The organism is Amphibiibacter pelophylacis (assembly GCF_037688875.1).
Taxonomy (GTDB): domain Bacteria; phylum Pseudomonadota; class Gammaproteobacteria; order Burkholderiales; family Burkholderiaceae_C; genus Amphibiibacter; species Amphibiibacter pelophylacis.
In genome coordinates this window covers 207,191-225,181 of the sequence record NZ_JAWDIE010000001.1, presented here as the reverse complement: position 1 = coordinate 225,181, position 17,991 = coordinate 207,191, and the positions used below count along the sequence as shown (strand labels likewise).

Here is a 17,991-nt window from a genome sequence, read left to right as displayed (position 1 = left end):
TCTCCTGAAAAGGATGGCTAAGGCGGCCGGGGCTGATGTTCCGCACAGGCCCGGGAACACCCCGGGCTGCGTCCATTAGAGCAGATGCGGGCGATCCGGCAACTCGTTGTCTGGCGCGGGGACCAGACCTGCGGTCGCCGTCTCTTGCGGAAGCTGTTCGCGCAGGGCCGAAATGGCCGCCAGGAAGGCGTCTTCGGCGCTGCCCCCGCCCTGCAGCGCCAGGCGCTGGGCGGCAATCATCACCTGCCAGGCGCTGGCGGGCAGGCGCTGGCTGACGCCGCGGTCGGCGACGATTTCGATCGCGCGGTCGGCCAGCAGCACGTAAACCAGCACGCCGGAGTTGTGCGCCGTGTCCCACACGCCCAGCTGGCCAAAGAGGGCCAGCGCGCGCTCGCGCACGGGGGCGTCGCGCCACAGATCGCTGAAGGGCAGGCTGGCTTCAAGGCACAGGCGCAGCTCGATGGCGTGATCGCGCTCCAGCGCCGCCACGGCCTGCGCCAGGCGGTCGCAGGCGGCGGGCGGCAGGGCGCGGCGGGCGTCGCGGGTGTCCAGACGCAGGTGATGCGCCCAGCGGCGCAGACGATGAAGCACGGGTTTACCAGCCACCGGATGCGCCTCCGCCGCCAAAACTGCCGCCGCCACCGGAGGAAAATCCCCCGCCGCCGCCGCCCGAGCGCCCGCCAAAGCCGCCGGGGAACACCACCGGCCCGCCGCCCGATCCGGGGCCGCGTCCGCCTCCGCCCGAGCTGATGGCTGCCGCAAACACCACCGCCAGCACCGCACCCAGCACGGCGAACAGGATGCTGGACGTGAACAGCCAGACCAGCCCGCCCGCGCCCACGGCAATGACCGCCGAGCCCAGCTTGCGGCCCAGCACCGAGTTGATCATGCCCCCGGCCACCGGCACGGCGATCAGCAGGAAAACGCCAAGACCCTCGGCATCGAACCCGCCGCTGTCGCCCGGCGCGGCGTGCGGATCCGGCGGGGGGAGGGCCTCGCCCTGGATGAGGCCGTCGATCTGGGTCAGCGCCTGGCTCAGCCCCTGCGCGTACTGCTGCTGGCGAAACGCGGGTTTGAGCGTTTCCTCAATGATGCGGTGCGCGGCCAGATCGGGCACAGCGCCTTCCAGCGCGCGCGCCACCTCGATGCGCATGCGCCTGTCCTGCACGGCCACGACAATGAGCAGGCCATCGCCCACCGTCTTGCGCCCGATCTTCCAGGTGTCGGCCACGCGGTTGGCGTAGGCGGCGATGTCCTCGGGCTGCGTGGTGGAACGCATCAGGATGACGATCTGCGAGCCCAGGCGTTTTTCGATGTCAGCGAGCTGCTGCGAAAGCTGCTGGATGTCGCCCTGCGACAGCGTGCCGCTGTCATCCAGCACCCGCGCGGTCAGGGCGGGCACGGTCTGCAAACCGTCCGGGCCGACCGACACGTTTTGCGCCCAGGCGGGCGAACCGCCCAGCACAAACGCAGCCAAGACCAGCAGCAGGAAGCGCACGGGGCGCGTCATGTCAGGGCTTGGCCGGGGCGCCGAAATCGATCTTGGGCGGGCTGGAGATTTCCGCCTCGTTCTCGACCGTGAACGACGGCTTGACACCGTAGCCCATCATTTTGGCGGTCAGATTGGTGGGGAAGCTGCGCGCCAGGATGTTGTATTCCTTGATCGCCTGGATGTATTTGTTGCGCGCCACGGTGATGCGGTTCTCGGTACCTTCCAGCTGCACGCGCAGGTCCTGGAAACCCTGGTTGGCCTTCAGCGAGGGGTAGTTTTCGGACACCGCCATCAGCCGCGACAGCGCGCCGGTGAGCTGCGATTGCGCCTGCTGGAAGCGCTCGAAAGCCTGCGGATCGTTCAGCAGCTCGGGCGTGGCCTGGATGCTGGTGGCTTTGGAGCGCGCGTTGACGACGGCCTCCAGCGTGCCGCGCTCGAAATTGGCCTCGCCCTGCACCGTGCTGACGATGTTGGGGATGAGGTCGGCGCGGCGCTTGTACTGGTTGAGCACCTCGGACCAGTCGGCCTTGACCTGTTCGTCCAGACTCTGGAACTGGTTGTAGCCGCAGCCAGACAGCAGCGCAGCCAGCACCAGTGCACCAGATGCCAGAAAGAAACGGCTCACCCAGCGGCGCAAAGCCAAAGCCGAAAAGCCAGGCCGGGAAAGAATCATTGAGGAGGTCATGCCGGATTCCTTGGGGGGCTGCGCGGCGGAGCGCAGTCGGCAGGAAGAAGATGGTGCCGCTTGTCCGAATCGAACGGACGACCTACGGTTTACAAGACCGTTGCTCTACCAGCTGAGCTAAAGCGGCGTCGGAACTTATTTTACTATCCGCAGACCGCCTGCCGGTTTGGGGGCGGCAGGTTTTTGCGCGGCAGGCGGTGCAGACGCCGTGGCCGACGTGCTGGCACCGGGACGGGCCAGCGCGGCCAGCTCTTCGGGCGTGGGCCGGGCGAACTCCATGCCCTCCTGCGTTTCGCGGGCGAAAATGGCGGTGACGTGGCTGACCGGCACCCAGATTTCGCGCACCTGGCCCGAGAAACGCGCCTTGAAGTGAACGTAATCGTTGTCGATTTTCAGCCCGTCGGTGGCGACATAACCGACGTTGAGCACGATGGCCTGGTCCTTCACGAACTCGCGCGGCACATCGACGTACTGATCCACGAAGACCGCCATGTAGGGCGTTCGACCGTTGTCAGTACACCACTCGTGCCAGGCGCGCAGCAGGTAAGGCTTGATCGGCGTCGCCGCCGGAGCGGCCGGGGTGGAAGACGTGCTCATGACGGTGTCACTTGCGCATGACTTTTTCGGATGGCGTCAGCGCCTCGATGTAGGCCGGGCGCGAGAAAATGCGCTCGGCGTACTTCAGCAGCGGCAGCGCATTCTTGGACAGATCAATGCCGTAGTGGTCCAGGCGCCACAGCAGCGGCGCAATCGCCACATCCAGCATGCTGAAGTCGTCACCCAGCATGTACTTGTTCTTCATGAAAATCGGCGCCAGCTGCGTCAGACGGTCGCGAATCTGGTTGCGCGCTTTTTCGCGCGCGGCCTCGTCGACCTTGCCGCTCTGGCCACGCTTTTCCAACACGTTGACGTGCGTGAACAACTCTTTTTCGAAGTTGAACAGGAACAGGCGCACCCGCGCCCGCGCCACCGGGTCGCCCGGCATGAGCTGCGGGTGCGGGAAGCGCTCGTCAATGTATTCATTGATGATGTGCGATTCGTAGAGGATGAGATCACGTTCGACGAGGATAGGCACCTCGTTGTACGGATTCATCAGGGCGATGTCTTCCGGTTTGGCGAAGAGATCGACGTCACGAATCTCGAAATCCATGCCTTTTTCGAACAGCACGAAACGGCAGCGGTGCGAGTAAGGACACGTCGTTCCGGAATACAAAACCATAAGTCGTCTCTCGAAAAAAGCACTGGGAGGGCGGATTCTACGGGATGCGGCCCGAATCTGCACCATTTGCGGCGCCCACCGGACCCGTCAGGCCCGGGCGCGCCGCGCGAGAGCCTGGCCTGTCCGGAGGGGTTCGAACCCCCGACCCCGGGTTTAGAAGACCCGTGCTCTATCCAGCTGAGCTACGGACAGGTGGAATGGCGTGCATTCTAGGCCATCGCAGCACGACGGCGCTTCCACGAGCGCCACACGCGCCAGCCCAGCAGACCAAAAATGATGACGGCGTACAGCTCAACTTCGGCGAAGTTGTTCTTGCCCGCACGCATCCAGAAAAAGTGCAGCAGCGCCAGCAGACCGGCGGCGTACACCGTGCGGTGCAGCGCCTGCCAGCGCGCGCCGCCCATGGCCCGCACCACCGCACGCGGCGAGGTGATGGCCAGCACCAGCAGGATGGTGAAGGTCAGCATGCCAACCAGAATGAAAGGCCTGCGACCGATGTCGGCGATGATGGCGGACACGTCCAGGGACTGATCCAGCCAGCTGTAGGACAGCAGATGGATCAGACCATAGAAAAACGAGAACAGTCCGATCATGCGCCGCCAGCGCGCCAGCGCGATCCAGCCCGTGGTCACGCGCAGCGGCGTCACCGCCAGCGCCATCATCAGAAAGCGGATCGTCCACTCGCCACTGCCCCAGATGATGGCCTCGGCGGGGTTGGCGCCCAGCGTGTCGGCGAACGCCCCATACACCCACAGCGCCAGCGGCACCAGTGCGAGCACAAAAAACACCGGCTTGGCCAGCGGGTGCATCAAAACCTTGTTCATACTGCCTGGCTTTCAGAAATAGTGGCGCAGGTCCATGCCTGCATACAGCGAAGCCACCTGAGGGCCGTAACCGTTGAACATCTGCGTGGCCTGACGCTTGGCGAAGAGGCCGCCGCCGATCGGGCGCTCGGAGGACTGGCTCCAGCGCGGGTGATCAACCTGCGGGTTCACGTTGGCGTAAAAGCCGTACTCGCTGGGCGCCGAGCGCATCCAGGAGCTGGTCGGCATGGCCTCCAGGAAGCGGATGGCGACCAGGCTCTTGGCGCTCTTGAAGCCGTACTTCCAGGGCACGATCACGCGCAGCGGTGCGCCGTTCTGCTTGGGCAGCACTTCGCCGTAGAGGCCAAAAGTGAGCAGCGTCAGCGGGTGGCGCGCCTCGTCCATGCGCAGGCCCTCGCGGTAGGGCCACTCGAGCACGCCCGACGACAGGCCCGGCATCTGCGCCTTGTCGGCCAGGGTGACGAACTCGATGTATTTGGCGCTGCCCAGCGGCTGCACATGATCGATCAGGCTGGACAGCGAATAGCCCACCCAGGGCACGACCATAGACCAGGCTTCGACGCAGCGCAGGCGGTAAATGCGCTCTTCCATGGGCGCGAGCTTGAGCAGCTCGTCGATGCCCATCTTCATGGGCTTTTTGACCAGACCTTCAATGCTCACCGTCCAGGGCTCGGTCTTGAGCGTTCCGGCCAGGCGCGCAGGCTGACTCTTGTCAGTGCTGAACTCGTAGTAATTGTTGTAGGTGCTGACGTCCTTGTAAGGCGTCGGTTTGGCATCCACGCGCGCACCCGGCACCTTGCTGTCGGCGCCCGGCAGCGGCTTGTTCACGCCGGGCGGGGTGACCATGGCATGGGCAGGCAGCGCAAGGCCGCCCAGAGCGCCGCCCAGGCCGGTCAGGGCAGCGCCCTGCATCCACTGGCGGCGGTTCAGGTAAACGTCGGGCGGCGTGATCTCGCTGGGAACGGGATGATCGAATCGTTGGGAGTGGCGTGACATAAAAAAACCTTCAAAAAGTCAGGAGGACCGGGGCGCTTTTGCGTCCGCCGGTTGTGTGGCGGGCCTGTGCCACTCGCCGGTGTAAAGCACAGGGCCCGTAGGCTGGCCTGTCGGGGAACCCCCTGCGGGCTCCAGGCTCACGGCCAGTATATTGAGATCAAGTTGTTGAGCGGTGCCCAGGGGCACTCGGGTGAGTTCCTGGGCGTGGATCAGACCCAGGCTGCGTGGTTGGCCCGAGGCGCCAATGGCCCACAGCTCCAGGCTGCGCGACTGCGCCAGCTGCTCGCGCACCTGGGCCGACACCTGCATGGGCGTGATCCACAGCTCGTGCTGCTGGCTGTCGATGCTGGCGACCAGCACCTGGTCGCGGTTCTCGCTGCCGATCACCGCCACCACCTGCGGCGGTGAGGCTGCGGCCAGGCGATCGCCGCCAGCCCCCTGCTGCGGCCCAGCCGGCCAGACCAGCAGCGCGGCCAGGCCCGCCGCCATCATGCCGCCCAGCGCGCCCACCCACAGGCGCTGCCAGCCCTGGCGCACGCTGTCGGCGGCGCGGACGAGCGGCGTTGCCGCGCTGGCAGACGCGCTTTCGCCCTCCAGCCGGGCTTCGATGCGGCGCCACACGCGCGCCGGGGGAGCCACGGGCGTCAGGCTGTCGCTGAGCGGCTGCAGGCGACGCTGCCACTCGGCCACGGTCTGCGCGATGTCGCTGCGCTGGCGGAGCAGATCGGCCCAGCGCTGGCGCGCCGCACCGCGCAGGGTGCCGGTGACGTAGCGCGCCGCCAGCGCCTGGATGAGATCGGGGTTGTCGTACTTCATGCGCTCACACACCCTTTCAGGTGGTCCAGCCCGCGCCGGATCCAGCTTTTGACCGTGCCCAGCGGGCGGGTCAGGTGGGTGGCCAGTTCGGCGTGGCTCATGCCGTGCTGGTAGGCCAGAACCACACACTGGCGCTGTTCGGCGGGCAGATGCTCCAGGCAATCCTGCAGGCGGCTGGCCTGCTGCTGGTCGGACAGGCGCTGCGAGGGGCCAGCAGCCGGATCCACCCAGGTCTCGACGACCTCCGGGTCCAGCGCGTCCAGGCGGTTGTCGCTGCCGCGCAGCCAGTCGATGGCGCGGTTGCGCACGATCTGCGTCATCCAGGTCATGGGCGCCGCCAGGTCTGGGCGGTAGCGCGCGGCGTTGTGCCAGATGGACACGAAACTCTCCTGCAGCACTTCATCGGCCCAGGCGGGCCGTTGCAGAACGCGCAGCGCCACGGCGTAAAGCCGGGGCGACGTGGCCTCGTACAGGCGCGCAAACGCCTGCCTGTCCTGCATGGCGGATCGCGCCAGCCAGTCGGCCAGCTTTTCGTTGTCCTGCGGTGTCTGCATGCCTGTCCCACATTCCGGCCACGCGGCCGAAAGCCATTCTGGCAGGAAACGCCATTTCGCCCCCCGGGGCGGGGAACAAGTCCGGACGGGCGGTACCGGTTCGGGCTGCTGGCACGACACACCTCACTTAAATCCTGTGGCTGACACGATCTTGTACGCAGCGCCGCCCGCAGTGGATGCAGGCCATGGCATACCCTGGTCGCACGCTGCGGAATTGGTGCACAGCCATGGCATGATCGCGCCCATGTCGAGTCTGGACACCGCCCCTCTTCCGCCCTCCCCCGAAGCCCCGCGTGCGGCACGCTGCCCGCACTGCCAGACGGTCTGGCAGGTGCAGCCGCAGCAATGGCGCGCGGTGCAGGGCTGGGTGCGCTGCGGCCACTGCCTGCAGCCCTTCGACGCGGTGCAGAACCTGATCGACACAGAATCGTCGGCGCCCCAAGTCGCGACTGCCCCTGCGCCAGCGGCCCATACCCCCCCCACACGGGTGGCCGGCAGCGACCGCAGTGCCTGGCCCAGTCTGGATCTGGACGAACCCGCCGACGCATCACCCGCCGACCGCTGGCTGGACGAGGCCGAGCCCGTCACCGCAACCGTCACCGCAAACATCGCCTCAGAGCCTGCGCTTGAGCCCGAACCGCCTCCGCCCGACTTTTTAAGCCCGCCGCGCACCGCTGCAGCCGCCGCCCCGGCGAGCGGCTGGGACCGCGCCAGCCGGGTGCTGATTCCGCTGCTGGGCCTGCTGCTGGTGGCGCAGATGCTGCTGGCCAGCCGCCACTGGCAGGCCGCCTGGTGGCCGGAGACGCGCGCGGTCTGGGTGCCGCTGTGCCAGGCGCTGGGCTGCCAGTTGCGGCCGGAGCGCGATCTCGCTGTGTGGTCTTTGGACAACACCCAGCTCAGCCTGCTGCCCGCGCCGGGGGCCAGCGCCAGCCCATCAGGCGAGCCGCCCACCGTGGACGCGCAAGGGCAGATGCGCTTTCGTCTGGAGATCGCCCTGCAGCGCAGCGCCGACGCCGTTATCGCTGAGCCCGGGCTGGATCTGACCCTGATCGGCGCCGACGGCCAGGCGCTGTCGCAGCGCGTTTTCACCGCCGCCGAGCTGGGCCTGACGCGCGCCACCGACCGCGAACGCCGCCAGAACGTGCGCGACGGCAGCGCCATCCTGCGTCTGCCGCAGGATTTGGGTGAAAACATCCGCACCTGGCAGGCCAGGCTGGTCTATCCTCACGCCCCATGAGCGATATCACTCCCCCATCCGAAATCCCCGAAACCCCGGGCCACACGCCCGTCCCCGAAGCCGACCAGCACTGCGGCCTGATCGCCATCGTGGGCCGGCCCAACGTGGGCAAATCCACGCTGATCAACGCCCTGGTGCGCCAGAAAATCAGCATCACCTCGAAGAAGGCGCAGACCACGCGCCACCGCATCACCGGCATCCAGACCACGGGCGTGAACCAGTTCGTTTTCGTCGATACACCGGGCTTCCAGACGCGGCACAGCACGGCGCTGAACCGCACGCTCAACCGCACCGTGCTGTCGGTGCTGGGGGATGTGGATGCTGTCCTTTTCCTGGTCGAAGCCGGGCGCTTTGGCGAGGCCGACGAAGAGGTTCTGGCCCACTGCAAAGGCGGCAAACCCGTGCTGCTGATTGCCAACAAGCTGGACACCATCGTGCAGCGCACCACGCTGATGCCCTGGCTGCAGCAGATGCAGCAGCGCTTTGATTTCGCCGAGATCGTGCCCATGACGGCGCGCCGCGCTGCCGATATCGTGCGTCTGCAGGACATCGTTGGCAAATACCTGCCGCAGCAGCCCTGGTTTTACGACGCCGACACGCTGACCGACCGCTCGGAGCGCTTTCTGGTGTCAGAAACCCTGCGCGAAAAGCTCTTTCGCCTGACGGGTGACGAGCTGCCTTACACCTCCACCGTCGTCATCGACCAGTACGAGGAAAAGCCCGGCCTGACGCGCATTGCCGCGACCTTCATCGTCGAGCGCGAGGCGCACAAAGGCATGGTGATCGGCAAAGGCGGCGAGCGCCTGAAACGCATCGGCAGCGACGCGCGCCAGGAACTTCAGACCCTCCTGGGCGCCAAAGTCCACCTGGAGCTGTGGGTCAAGGTGCGCAGTGGCTGGGCCGACAGCGAAGAGCACATCCGCGCCTACGGCTACGAGTAAACCACCGTGGGCGATTCCGGCTTGGCCGCCTATGTGCTGCACCACCACGACTGGAGCGAATCCAGCCAGATCCTGGACACCTTCACCCGCGCCCGCGGGCGGATCATCATCGTCGCCAAAGGCGCCAAGCGGCCGGGGTCGCAGCTTCGGTCGGTGCTGCTGCCCTTCCAGCGCCTGAACCTGGTGCTGGTGCGCGGCCGCCGCGCCGAGGTGCGCGACATCGAAACCCTGCGCAGCGCCGACTGGGCGGGCGGGCCGGTGCTGCCGGGGCGGCATCTGCTCAGCGCCTACTACCTGAACGAGCTGCTGACCCGGCTCGTGCCGCTGCACGAGCCTGCGCCCGCGCTGTTTGACGCCTACGCCGCCACGCTGGCCCACCTGTGTGCGCTGGCGCCGGACGCCGCAGCAGGACCGGCCCTGCGCGCCTTCGAGATCACCAACCTGGACGCGCTGGGCTGGCTGCCGCAGCTCGACCAGGACACCGCACGCCAGGCGCCGCTGGGCGCCGACACCGCCTGGCGCCTGCACCCGCAGCTGGGCCTGACGCCCGCCACCGACCCGGCCCAGGGCCTGCCCGCCGCGCTGTGGCAGGCGCTGCAGCGGGCTCGCGGCCACCTGCCGCACCTGCAGGCCGTCTGCGGCGCGGCCGGGCCGGGGCTGCGCCAGCAGCTTCAGGGGGTGTTGCAGTACCATCTGGGCCACGCCCTGCGCTCGCGCCAGGTCATGCAGGGGGTGCACGCCGCGATCAGCGCGGCAACGCCATCCTCCTGATTTTTCAGATTCTTTTGATTTTTCCGACCCTTTCCTCTGACTGGACCCGATCGCCATGAACCCTGTGGCCAACGCCGAGCACGCCGCTCCCCGCCTGTCTGTCAACCTCAACAAGGTGGCGCTGCTGCGCAACACGCGCACGCTGGACATCCCCGGCGTCACCCACGCCGCGCAGGCTGTGCTGCTGGCGGGTGCGCACGGCATCACCGTCCACCCCCGGCCCGACCAGCGCCACATCCGCACCCACGACGTGCTGGACCTGGCCACGCTGCTGCGCCAGACCTGGCCGCACATCGAGTACAACATCGAAGGCAACCCCGGCCACAACCTGCTGGATTTCCTGCCCGAAAGCACGCGTCCGCAGCAGATGACGTTTGTGCCCGACAGCGTCGGCCAGGCCACCTCGGACCACGGCTGGGATCTGCCCGCGCAGGCGGACGAGCTGCGCCCGCTGATCGAACGCGCCAAAGTGGCGGGCGTGCGCGTCAGCCTTTTCATGGACCCTGTGCCCGGAGCGATGGCGCACGCGGCGCTGCTGGGCGCTGACCGCGTCGAGCTGTACACCGAAGGCTACGCCCGCGCCTTCACCGCCGCCATGGAGCAGCCCGGCGACGACAGCCTGGCCGCGCTGCAGGAGAATCTGCAAAGCTACATCGACAGCGCCCAGGCGGCGCAGGCGGCGGGCCTGGGCGTCAACGCCGGACACGATCTGAATCTGCACAACCTGACGCTCTTCCTGGCGCAGGTGCCGCAGGTGGACGAGGTCTCGATCGGCCACGCCTTCGTTGCCGACGCGCTGGACCGGGGGTACACCGACGCCACCCGCGCCTACCTGGCCGCCATCCAGCGCGCCGGGTCGCGCGACTGGCAGGACATGCCTCTGGCCGAAGCCGTCAGCCGCGACGTCCAGACCGCCCGCGCCGCACGCCCGCTGCTGGGCTGAGGCGGCACGCGGGCATGGCGATTGTCGGGATCGGACTGGATCTGTGCGACCCGCAACGCGTAGCACGCGTGCTGGCGCGGCGCGGCGCGGCCTTTGTACAGCGCGTGCTGGGCCCCGCCGAGCGCGACGAATACGCCCGCCGCAGCGCCGCCAGCCCCCAGCGCGGCGCGCACTACGTCGCCACCCGCTTTGCCGCCAAGGAAGCGCTGGGCAAAGCCCTGGGCAGCGGGGTCGCAGGCCTCGTGGCCTGGCACGACTGCGAATGCCTCAATGGCCCCAGCGGCGCCCCGCAGTGGCACTGCCACGGCGAACTCGCCCGCCACATCGCCCAGCGCGGGCTGCGCCTGCATGTCAGCCTGAGCGACGAACGCAGCCTGGTCGCCGCGATGGTGGTGGTCGAAGGAGGCTGATCGCGCAGCCATAACGTCGCCCGCCCTCCCCCGCCCGTACAATGCTGCCCGATGAATATCCGCAATGTGGTGGCAGGTCTGGGCGCACTGGAGCGCAGTTTTGATGCGCAGACCGTGGTCCGGGGCCGCAAGCTCTTCGTCAACGGCCAGGTGCTGAACTGGGAAATTGCGGGCGATAACGCAGGCACCACCGAAATCCACGGCCTGGTGCAAGGCAGCCTGAAACGGCCTTACGACGTTTCGGTGTACGTGGAAGCCACGGCCTCTGGCACCGCGCGCTACAGCGCCTGGTGCACCTGCCCCATGCAGGAGCAGTGCAAACACGGCGTCGCGCTGGTGCTGCACGCGCTGGCGCAGGAGGACAGCGACGGCCTGCTCTCGCCGCCCGGCACCCCGGCGGTTCCGGCCGAATCCGATCCGGGCTGGCTGTGGCTGCAGCAGATGGACCGGCTCGCGCGCAGCACCTCCGAAGACGCCCTGCCCGTCCTGCAGGACAACCCGCTGGAAGACCAGCTTGTCCTGCTGCTGGAGCCCCACGAGCAGCGGACACCCGCCGAGCGCCCGCTTCAGGCCGGGCGCGTGCCCGCCGCGCCGCAGACCAGCGTCACCGTGCTCAGCCTGCGCTATGGCGTATCGCGCCAGCGCAAAAGCGGCGAGTGGAACAAGCTGCGCCGCACATCCAGCCCGAACGGCGGCCAGGGCGGACACGGCAGCGACACCCTGCGCGACATCTTCCAGCTGATCGACATGCTGGGCCGTAACGCCCACCGCACCAGCTACTACAGCTATGACACCCTGACCGAGGCCGTGCTGCGTGGCCCGTCCGGCCTGATGGCGCTGGAACTGGCCGCGCGCAGCGGGCGCCTGTTCAGCAGCCGCAGCCCGGGCCAGCCCGGCGTGCCTCTGGCCTGGGGCGGCCCACAGCCGCTGACCTGGCGCTGGCAGGCCACCCCGGAGCAGGCCTGGCAGCTCCGGGCCACGCTGACGCAGGAGGGGGCGCAGGTGTTCCTGAACGAGCCCCCGATTTACATCAACACCGCCCTGGGCCTGTGCGGTCCTGCGGTGGCCGATGGCGTCCCTCCCGCCCTGCTGCCCGTGCTGCTGCAGGCACCGCCGCTCTCGCCCACGCTGCTGCGCGATCATCCGCAATCCGTGATGACGCATCTGGGCACCGTCGGCCTGCCACCGGGTCTGGACGAGCCCCTGGTCGTGCGCGGTGAAGCCCCGCAGGCGCAGATCGAGCTGCACGCCGATGGGTCGGGACTGCTGCTGTGCGCTTCGCTGGGCTTCGACTATGGCGGCCACACGGTCGCGGCCACCGATCTGCAGACGCCCAAGCTGCTGCCGGGCACGCCCCCGGTGCTGATCCACCGCGCGCTGGCCGCCGAGCAGAGCGCCCGCCAGGCGCTGAGCCAGCTCGGTCTGGTGCGTGGCGGCGACACGCGCTGGCGCCTGGCGCCCGAGCAGCCGCCCAGCCTGTGGCTGGCCTGGCTGGACAGCGATTTCGTCGCCTGGCGCGATCTGGGCCTGAACGTGCGGGTGCCCGATCCCCAGCGCGGCCTGCTGGAAAACGCCCAGGCGCTGCACATCGACCTGAGCGGGGGTGGCGCCAGTGCTTCTGATGCGCCGGACGATGTCGTCAGCAGCACGCCGCTGCCCGAGTGGTTTGATCTGTCGCTGGGCCTGGAGGTGCAGGGCCAGCGCATCAATGTGCTGCCGCTGCTGCCGCAGCTCATTGCGCAATTGCCCACGCCGGGGTCGGCTCGGGCCTCCGTCTGGCCCGAGCGCGTTTTCCTGCCCCGGGGGGATGGCCGCTTCTGGGCCGTGCCCACCGAGCCGCTGCGCCCCTGGCTGTCGGCGCTGGTCGAACTGACGGCAGAAGACCGCCCGCTGCCGGTGGACGGCGATCTGCGCCTGTCGCGGCTGGAGGCGCTGCGCCTGGGCAGCCAGCTCGCGCCCGATCTGCCCTGGGCGGGCGCCAAAGCGCTGCAGGCCCTGATCGGCACAGCCGCCGGGGGCGCCGCGCTGCCCAGCGTGCCGCCCCCCGCCGGGCTGAACGCCAGCCTGCGTCCCTATCAGCAGCACGGGCTGGACTGGCTGCAGTTCCTGGGCCAGCACGGTCTGGCGGGGCTGCTGGCCGACGACATGGGTCTGGGCAAGACGCTGCAGACGCTGGCCCACATCCTGGCCGAGCGCGAAGCCGGGCGCCTGGACCGCCCGGTGCTGGTCGTGGCGCCCGTCAGCCTGCTGGGCAACTGGCGCAACGAGGCGACGCGCTTCACGCCCGCGCTGCGCGTGCGCGTTCACCACGGCCTGCAGCGCCACGAGGACGCGGTCGATCTGGCGCAGCACGACATCATCCTGACGTCCTACGCGCTGCTGGTGCGCGACATCGAGCTGTGGCGCTCCCAGGCCTGGCACCTGGTGGTGCTGGACGAGGCGCAACACATCAAGAACGCGCGCACCCGCGCGGCGCAGGCGGCGGGCGAACTGTCCAGCCGCCAGCGCCTGTGCCTGTCTGGCACGCCCATGGAGAACCACTTGGGCGAGCTGTGGAGCCTGTTCCACTTCCTGATGCCGGGATTCCTGGGCAGCAGCACGCGCTTTCGCACGCTGTTTCGCACGCCCATCGAAAAGCAGGGCGACGGCGAGCGTCTGGCGCAACTGCGGCGGCGCATCGCGCCCTTCATGCTGCGGCGCACCAAATCCCAGGTGGCGAGCGAGCTGCCGCCGCGCCAGGACAGCACCGTCAGCCTGGAGCTGGGCGGCACGCAGGCCGATCTCTACGAAACCATACGCCTGACCACCGAGGCTTCGGTGCGCGAGGCGCTGGCGCTCAAGGGCCTGGGCCGCTCGCACATCCAGGTGCTGGACGCGCTGCTCAAGCTGCGCCAGGTCTGCTGCGATCCGCGCCTGGTCAAGCTGGATGTGGCACGCGGCATCAGCGCGTCGGCCAAGCTGGACTGGCTGCGCGACACCCTGCCCGACATGATTGCCGAAGGGCGGCGGGTGCTGATTTTCTCGCAGTTCACGCAGATGCTAGCGCTGATCGAGCCGCTGCTGGCCGAGCTGCAACTGCCCTGGGTCAAGCTCACCGGCCAGACGCGCCAGCGCGACGCCGTCATCGCCCGTTTCACGCAGGGTGAGGTGCCCATTTTCCTGATCAGCCTGAAGGCCGGCGGCGTGGGCCTGAACCTGCCGCAGGCCGACACCGTGATCCACTGCGACCCGTGGTGGAACCCCGCCGCCGAGGACCAGGCCAGCGACCGCGCCCACCGCATCGGCCAGACGCAGAAGGTGATGGTCTACAAGCTGGTGGCCGCAGGCACCATCGAGGAACGCGTGCTGGCCCTGCAGGAGCGCAAGGCCGGTCTGGCGCGTGGCCTGTATGCCGACGGCGGCGTGGCCACGGGCGCGCCGCGCCTGAGCGAGAGCGATATCGCGGAGCTGCTGGCGCCGCTGGCCTGAGGCCGGTTCAGCCGCCGGGTTCGTCGGCCCGGATCAGCCGGGATCAGTGCCGTGCATCCGCCCGGCGCTGGCGCAGGGTATCGATGATGACGGCTGCGACGATGACCAGGCCGGTGATGATGCGCTTGCTGGGGTCGGAGACGCCCAACTGCGCCAGGCCCGCTTCCAGCACGGCAGTGATCAGTACGCCCAGAAAGGTCGCCAGCACGCTGCCGCGCCCGCCCATCAGGCTGGTGCCGCCAATGACGACGCTGGCGATCACCTGCAGTTCGATGCCGCTGCCCGCGTTGGGGTCAGCGGCCTCCAGGCGCGCAGCCTGCATCAGGCCTGCCACGGCGGCCAGCAACCCCATCAGGGCGAAAACGGTCAGGCGGATGGGGCGAGGGTCAATGCCCGCCAGGCGCATGGCCTCTTCATTCGTACCGATGCCGACCACGTGGCGGCCAAAAACGCTGCGCGTCAGCACCCACTGCGCCACGACGGTCAGGGCAATCGCGGCAAAAAACGAGACCGACACCGCGCCAACAAAGGGCGCCGACAGCCAGGCGATGCCGTCGCCCACATACTGCGTGCGCGAATCGGTGACCACGTAGGCCAGACCGCGCACGGCCTCAAGCATGCCCAGCGATACGATGAAAGTCGGCAGGCGCCAGATCACGCTGACCGATCCGGTGATCAGCCCGCAGACCAGACCGGCCGCCAGCGCCATCAGCGAGGCGACCGGCGCCGACGCGTTCAGGTTGAGCATGGCGTGCGCCGCCACCGCCGCCGCCAGCGCCATCACCGATCCGACAGAAAGGTCTATCCCCGCGATGATCAGCACAAAGGTCATGCCCACGGCCATCACCGCGACAGCCGGGATGTCGTTGGCGATGGTCACCAGCGTGTCCATCGAGAAAAAATACTGGCTCATGCTGGAGAACAGCAGCACCATCAGGACCAGAACCGCGATCAGGCCCAGGTAGGTCCCGGCCTCGCCGGTCAGGAAGGCGGGCTTGCGCGCGTCTGCGGCGCTTGGGGCAGGGGTCATGGCAGCTCTCGGGATTCGGTTGGGGAAGCGGCCTGTCCGTGGCCTTCAGACGGTTCAGCGGCGTCCGGGAAGGCCGCAGCCAGCAGGCTCTGCTCGGTCCACTGGCCGCGCTCGAAGACGCTGGCCAGTTCGCCGTTGCACATCACGCCGATGCGGTCGCTGATGGCCATGAGTTCGCGCAGGTCGGAGCTGACGACCAGCAGGGCGCAGCCTTGAGCGCACATCTGCTCCATCACGGCGTAAATGTCGGCGCGCGCGCCCACGTCCACGCCGCGCGTGGGCTCGTCCAGCAGCAGCACCTGGCAGGGCCGGTGCATCCAGCGGGCAAAAACCACCTTCTGCTGGTTGCCGCCCGAGAGCTGGCCCACGGGCTGCTCCTGCGACTGGCAGCGCACACGCAGTCGCTGGACGAAATCGGCCACCCGGGCGCGTTCCTGCGCCGTCTGCAGCACGCCTGCGCGCGCCACGGCCCGCGTGTCGCTGAGCGTCGCGTTGATGCGGATGGGCAGCGGCAGCAGCAGGCCCTGAGCCTTGCGGTCTTCGGTGACCAGACCCACGCCGTGGGCCAGCGCCGCAGCGGGCGAGCGCCAGCCGCCTTCGGCGACGACGGGCGCACCCGTGTCGGGATACAGCTCGACGCGGCCGCGATCGGCGCGGTCGGCGCCGAAAATCAGGCGCAGCAGCTCGGTGCGGCCCGATCCGACCAGACCGGCAATGCCGAAAATCTGACCGGCGTGCAGCTCCAGGCTGACATCGCGCACGACATCGCCCCGGCCCAGGCCCTGCACCGACAGGCGTCTGGCGCCAGCGGGGCGCGTGGGCTGATTCTCGTCCTGATCGACCGGGCGGCCAACCATGCGCTCGATCACCTCGGCCTCGGACAGCGAGGCCGTCGGGCACCAGTCCACCAGCTGGCCGTCGCGCAGGATGGCCATGGTGTCTGTGATGGCGCGCAGCTCTTCCAGGCGGTGCGACACATAAACCATGGCCACCCCCTGCGCTTTCAGACGGCGGATCTGCGTGAACAGCTCCTGCGTTTCACGCGGGGTCAGCATGGCCGTGGGCTCGTCCAGCAGCAGCACGCGCGTGCTGTCGCGCAGGTTGCGCGCGATCTCGATGAGCTGCTGCGTGCCTATGCCCAGGCGCCCGACGGGCGTGTCCAGATCAATGTCCTGCAGGCCCATGCGGGCCAGCTGCTGCTGCGCGAACTGGCGCAGCGCGCTTCGGTCGATGCGCCCGGCGCGCCACAGGCCACCGTGCGGAATGCTGCCCAGCGCCAGGTTCTCGGCCACCGTCAGCGTGGCGACCAGGCTGAGCTCCTGCATCACCATGCGCACGCCGTGATCCTCGGCCTCGCGGCGGCTGCGCGGCGCAAAGGGCTGGCCGTCCAGCAGCAGGGTGCCGCGCGTGGGCTCGACCAGCCCGGCCATGATCTTGGACAGCGTGCTCTTGCCCGCGCCGTTCTCGCCGGTCAGGGCCAGAACCTCACCCGGCCGCAGGCTCAGGGTGATGCGGTCCAGCACCTGGGTGACGTAGTCCTTGCCCACGCCCTCCAGCTGCAGAACCGGCGCCGCAGGTTGCGCCACAGCGCTCATGGTGCCGCCCGCCAGCCGGGTTTACTTGGTCACCAGGACCACGTCGGTCTTGATGACCGCGGGCATGTCGGCCTGCTTCTGCTTGGCCGCCAGCGCCTTGAGCGCGGTTTCGATGCCAAACACCGCCTGCTTGCCGCCGAACTGGTCGGCCGTCGCCAGCATGGAGCCATCGGCCAGCTTGGCCTTCACGGCGGCGATATTGTCATAGCCGACCACGGCGACCTTGCCGGTCTTGCCCGCTGCCTTGACGGCAGCCACCGCACCCAGCGCCATGTTGTCGTTGCCGCACAGCAGCGCCTTCAGGCCGGGGTGCTCGCGCAGCATCGAAGCCGCCACGGTGTTGCCCTTGTCGATTTCCCACTGGCCCGACTGCACCGGCACGACCTTGGCGCCGACGGCTTTCATGGCGTCCTGGAAGCCCAGGGTGCGCTGCTGCGCGTTGAAGGTGGTGGACACGCCTTCGATGATCCCGACCTCGTCGCCCGACTTGAGCTGCTTGCCCAGGAAATCGCCGACCAGCTTGGCGCCAGCGCGGTTGTCCGGGCCGACGAAAGGCACGTTCAGGTTCTTTTCTTTCAGCGCAGCGTCGTCCAGCTTGTTGTCGATGTTGACCACCAGGATGCCTTTGTCGACCGCGCTTTTCAGCACCGGGACCAGCGCCTTGGAATCGGCCGGGGCGATGATGATGGCGTTGACGCGCTGGTTGACCATCTGCTCGACCATTTTGATCTGGGCGACGGTGTCGGTCTCGTCCTTGATGCCGTTGGAGATCAGGTCAAACTGGGCCGCGTTGGCCTTCTGGTAGGCCTTGGCTCCTTCTTCCATGGTGCGGAAGAAATCGTTGGCCATGGATTTCATCACCAGGGCGACTTTGGGTTTGTCGGCGGCATGGGCCGGAAGTGCCATCACACCGCCCAGAAGGACAGCGGCGGCGGCGAGACCAATTTGGCGGCGTGAAATGCGCATGGGAAACTCCGGCAAAAAAGCACTGAGGTGTGCGTGGCAAAGGG

18 protein-coding genes and 2 tRNA genes are annotated in these 17,991 nt (G+C 68.3%); 6 read left to right on the top strand and 14 right to left on the bottom strand.

Features of this window, described 5'->3' with window-relative positions:
* Window positions 1–75: 75 nt before the first annotated feature.
* The 11 genes from RV045_RS01050 to RV045_RS01000 form a co-directional block, all read right to left on the bottom strand.
* Complete coding sequence (locus RV045_RS01050; protein WP_423233900.1) at window positions 76–591, bottom strand: TPM domain-containing protein; 516 nt, start codon at window positions 589–591, stop codon at window positions 76–78.
* Window positions 592–595: 4 nt separating this feature from the next.
* Window positions 596–1,510 carry a TPM domain-containing protein gene (locus RV045_RS01045; RefSeq protein ID WP_423233899.1) on the bottom strand — a complete coding sequence of 305 codons (915 nt, stop codon included), beginning with the start codon at window positions 1,508–1,510 and terminating at the stop codon, window positions 596–598.
* Between the two features lies 1 nt (window position 1,511).
* The gene (locus tag RV045_RS01040; RefSeq protein WP_423233898.1) at window positions 1,512–2,177 is read right to left on the bottom strand and encodes a LemA family protein; all 666 of its coding nucleotides are present in this window, start codon (window positions 2,175–2,177) and stop codon (window positions 1,512–1,514) included.
* A 51-nt stretch (window positions 2,178–2,228) separates the two neighbouring features.
* A tRNA-Thr gene (locus RV045_RS01035) sits at window positions 2,229–2,304 on the bottom strand.
* Window positions 2,305–2,312: 8 nt separating this feature from the next.
* Complete coding sequence (locus tag RV045_RS01030; RefSeq protein WP_423233897.1) at window positions 2,313–2,774, bottom strand: ClpXP protease specificity-enhancing factor; 462 nt, start codon at window positions 2,772–2,774, stop codon at window positions 2,313–2,315.
* 7 nt (window positions 2,775–2,781) lie between these two features.
* Window positions 2,782–3,396, bottom strand: coding sequence for a glutathione S-transferase N-terminal domain-containing protein (locus RV045_RS01025; RefSeq protein WP_423233896.1), 615 nt, complete (start codon window positions 3,394–3,396; stop codon window positions 2,782–2,784).
* A 115-nt stretch (window positions 3,397–3,511) separates the two neighbouring features.
* Window positions 3,512–3,588 (bottom strand) — tRNA-Arg (locus tag RV045_RS01020).
* Window positions 3,589–3,605: 17 nt separating this feature from the next.
* Window positions 3,606–4,220, bottom strand: coding sequence for a protein-methionine-sulfoxide reductase heme-binding subunit MsrQ (locus tag RV045_RS01015; protein ID WP_423233895.1), 615 nt, complete (start codon window positions 4,218–4,220; stop codon window positions 3,606–3,608).
* 12 nt (window positions 4,221–4,232) lie between these two features.
* Window positions 4,233–5,216 (bottom strand): protein-methionine-sulfoxide reductase catalytic subunit MsrP, encoded by a 984-nt coding sequence (msrP, locus tag RV045_RS01010; RefSeq protein WP_423233894.1) that lies wholly within the window; start codon window positions 5,214–5,216, stop codon window positions 4,233–4,235.
* Between the two features lie 18 nt (window positions 5,217–5,234).
* A complete protein-coding gene (locus tag RV045_RS01005) occupies window positions 5,235–6,032 on the bottom strand; it encodes an anti-sigma factor (RefSeq protein WP_423233893.1) in 798 nt (265 codons plus the stop codon).
* Entirely contained in the window at window positions 6,029–6,586 is a 558-nt protein-coding gene (locus RV045_RS01000) for an RNA polymerase sigma factor (RefSeq protein WP_423233892.1), read from the bottom strand. Before RV045_RS01000 ends, RV045_RS01005 begins: the two co-directional genes overlap by 4 nt.
* Window positions 6,587–6,830: 244 nt before the next feature.
* On the opposite strand from RV045_RS01000, the gene RV045_RS00995 reads away from it, so the two are divergent.
* The 6 genes from RV045_RS00995 to RV045_RS00970 are packed head-to-tail and all read left to right on the top strand — an operon-like array spanning window position 6,831 to window position 14,356.
* Window positions 6,831–7,823 (top strand): DUF3426 domain-containing protein, encoded by a 993-nt coding sequence (locus tag RV045_RS00995; RefSeq protein WP_423233891.1) that lies wholly within the window; start codon window positions 6,831–6,833, stop codon window positions 7,821–7,823.
* Window positions 7,820–8,764, top strand: a complete 945-nt coding sequence (era, locus tag RV045_RS00990) for a GTPase Era (protein WP_423233890.1) — start codon at window positions 7,820–7,822, stop codon at window positions 8,762–8,764. Before RV045_RS00995 ends, era begins: the two co-directional genes overlap by 4 nt.
* Window positions 8,765–8,770: 6 nt before the next feature.
* Window positions 8,771–9,535, top strand: a complete 765-nt coding sequence (gene recO / locus RV045_RS00985) for a DNA repair protein RecO (RefSeq protein WP_423233889.1) — start codon at window positions 8,771–8,773, stop codon at window positions 9,533–9,535.
* A 55-nt stretch (window positions 9,536–9,590) separates the two neighbouring features.
* Complete coding sequence (locus tag RV045_RS00980; RefSeq protein WP_423233888.1) at window positions 9,591–10,478, top strand: pyridoxine 5'-phosphate synthase; 888 nt, start codon at window positions 9,591–9,593, stop codon at window positions 10,476–10,478.
* 14 nt (window positions 10,479–10,492) lie between these two features.
* Window positions 10,493–10,888 (top strand): holo-ACP synthase, encoded by a 396-nt coding sequence (acpS, locus tag RV045_RS00975; RefSeq protein WP_423233887.1) that lies wholly within the window; start codon window positions 10,493–10,495, stop codon window positions 10,886–10,888.
* A gap of 51 nt (window positions 10,889–10,939) precedes the next feature.
* Window positions 10,940–14,356: a DEAD/DEAH box helicase gene (locus tag RV045_RS00970; protein ID WP_423233886.1), complete on the top strand. Its 3,417-nt coding sequence runs from the start codon at window positions 10,940–10,942 to the stop codon at window positions 14,354–14,356.
* 43 nt (window positions 14,357–14,399) lie between these two features.
* Here the strand turns inward: RV045_RS00970 and RV045_RS00965 are convergent, their stop codons facing one another.
* Genes RV045_RS00965 through RV045_RS00955 form a run of 3 tightly spaced genes read right to left on the bottom strand, consistent with a single transcriptional unit; the run spans window position 14,400 to window position 17,947 of the window.
* Complete coding sequence (locus tag RV045_RS00965) at window positions 14,400–15,386, bottom strand: ABC transporter permease (protein WP_423233885.1); 987 nt, start codon at window positions 15,384–15,386, stop codon at window positions 14,400–14,402.
* Window positions 15,383–16,981, bottom strand: coding sequence for a sugar ABC transporter ATP-binding protein (locus tag RV045_RS00960; RefSeq protein WP_423233884.1), 1,599 nt, complete (start codon window positions 16,979–16,981; stop codon window positions 15,383–15,385). Before RV045_RS00960 ends, RV045_RS00965 begins: the two co-directional genes overlap by 4 nt.
* Window positions 16,982–17,002: 21 nt before the next feature.
* The gene (locus RV045_RS00955; protein WP_423233883.1) at window positions 17,003–17,947 is read right to left on the bottom strand and encodes a sugar ABC transporter substrate-binding protein; all 945 of its coding nucleotides are present in this window, start codon (window positions 17,945–17,947) and stop codon (window positions 17,003–17,005) included.
* Between the last annotated feature and the right edge of the window lie 44 nt (window positions 17,948–17,991).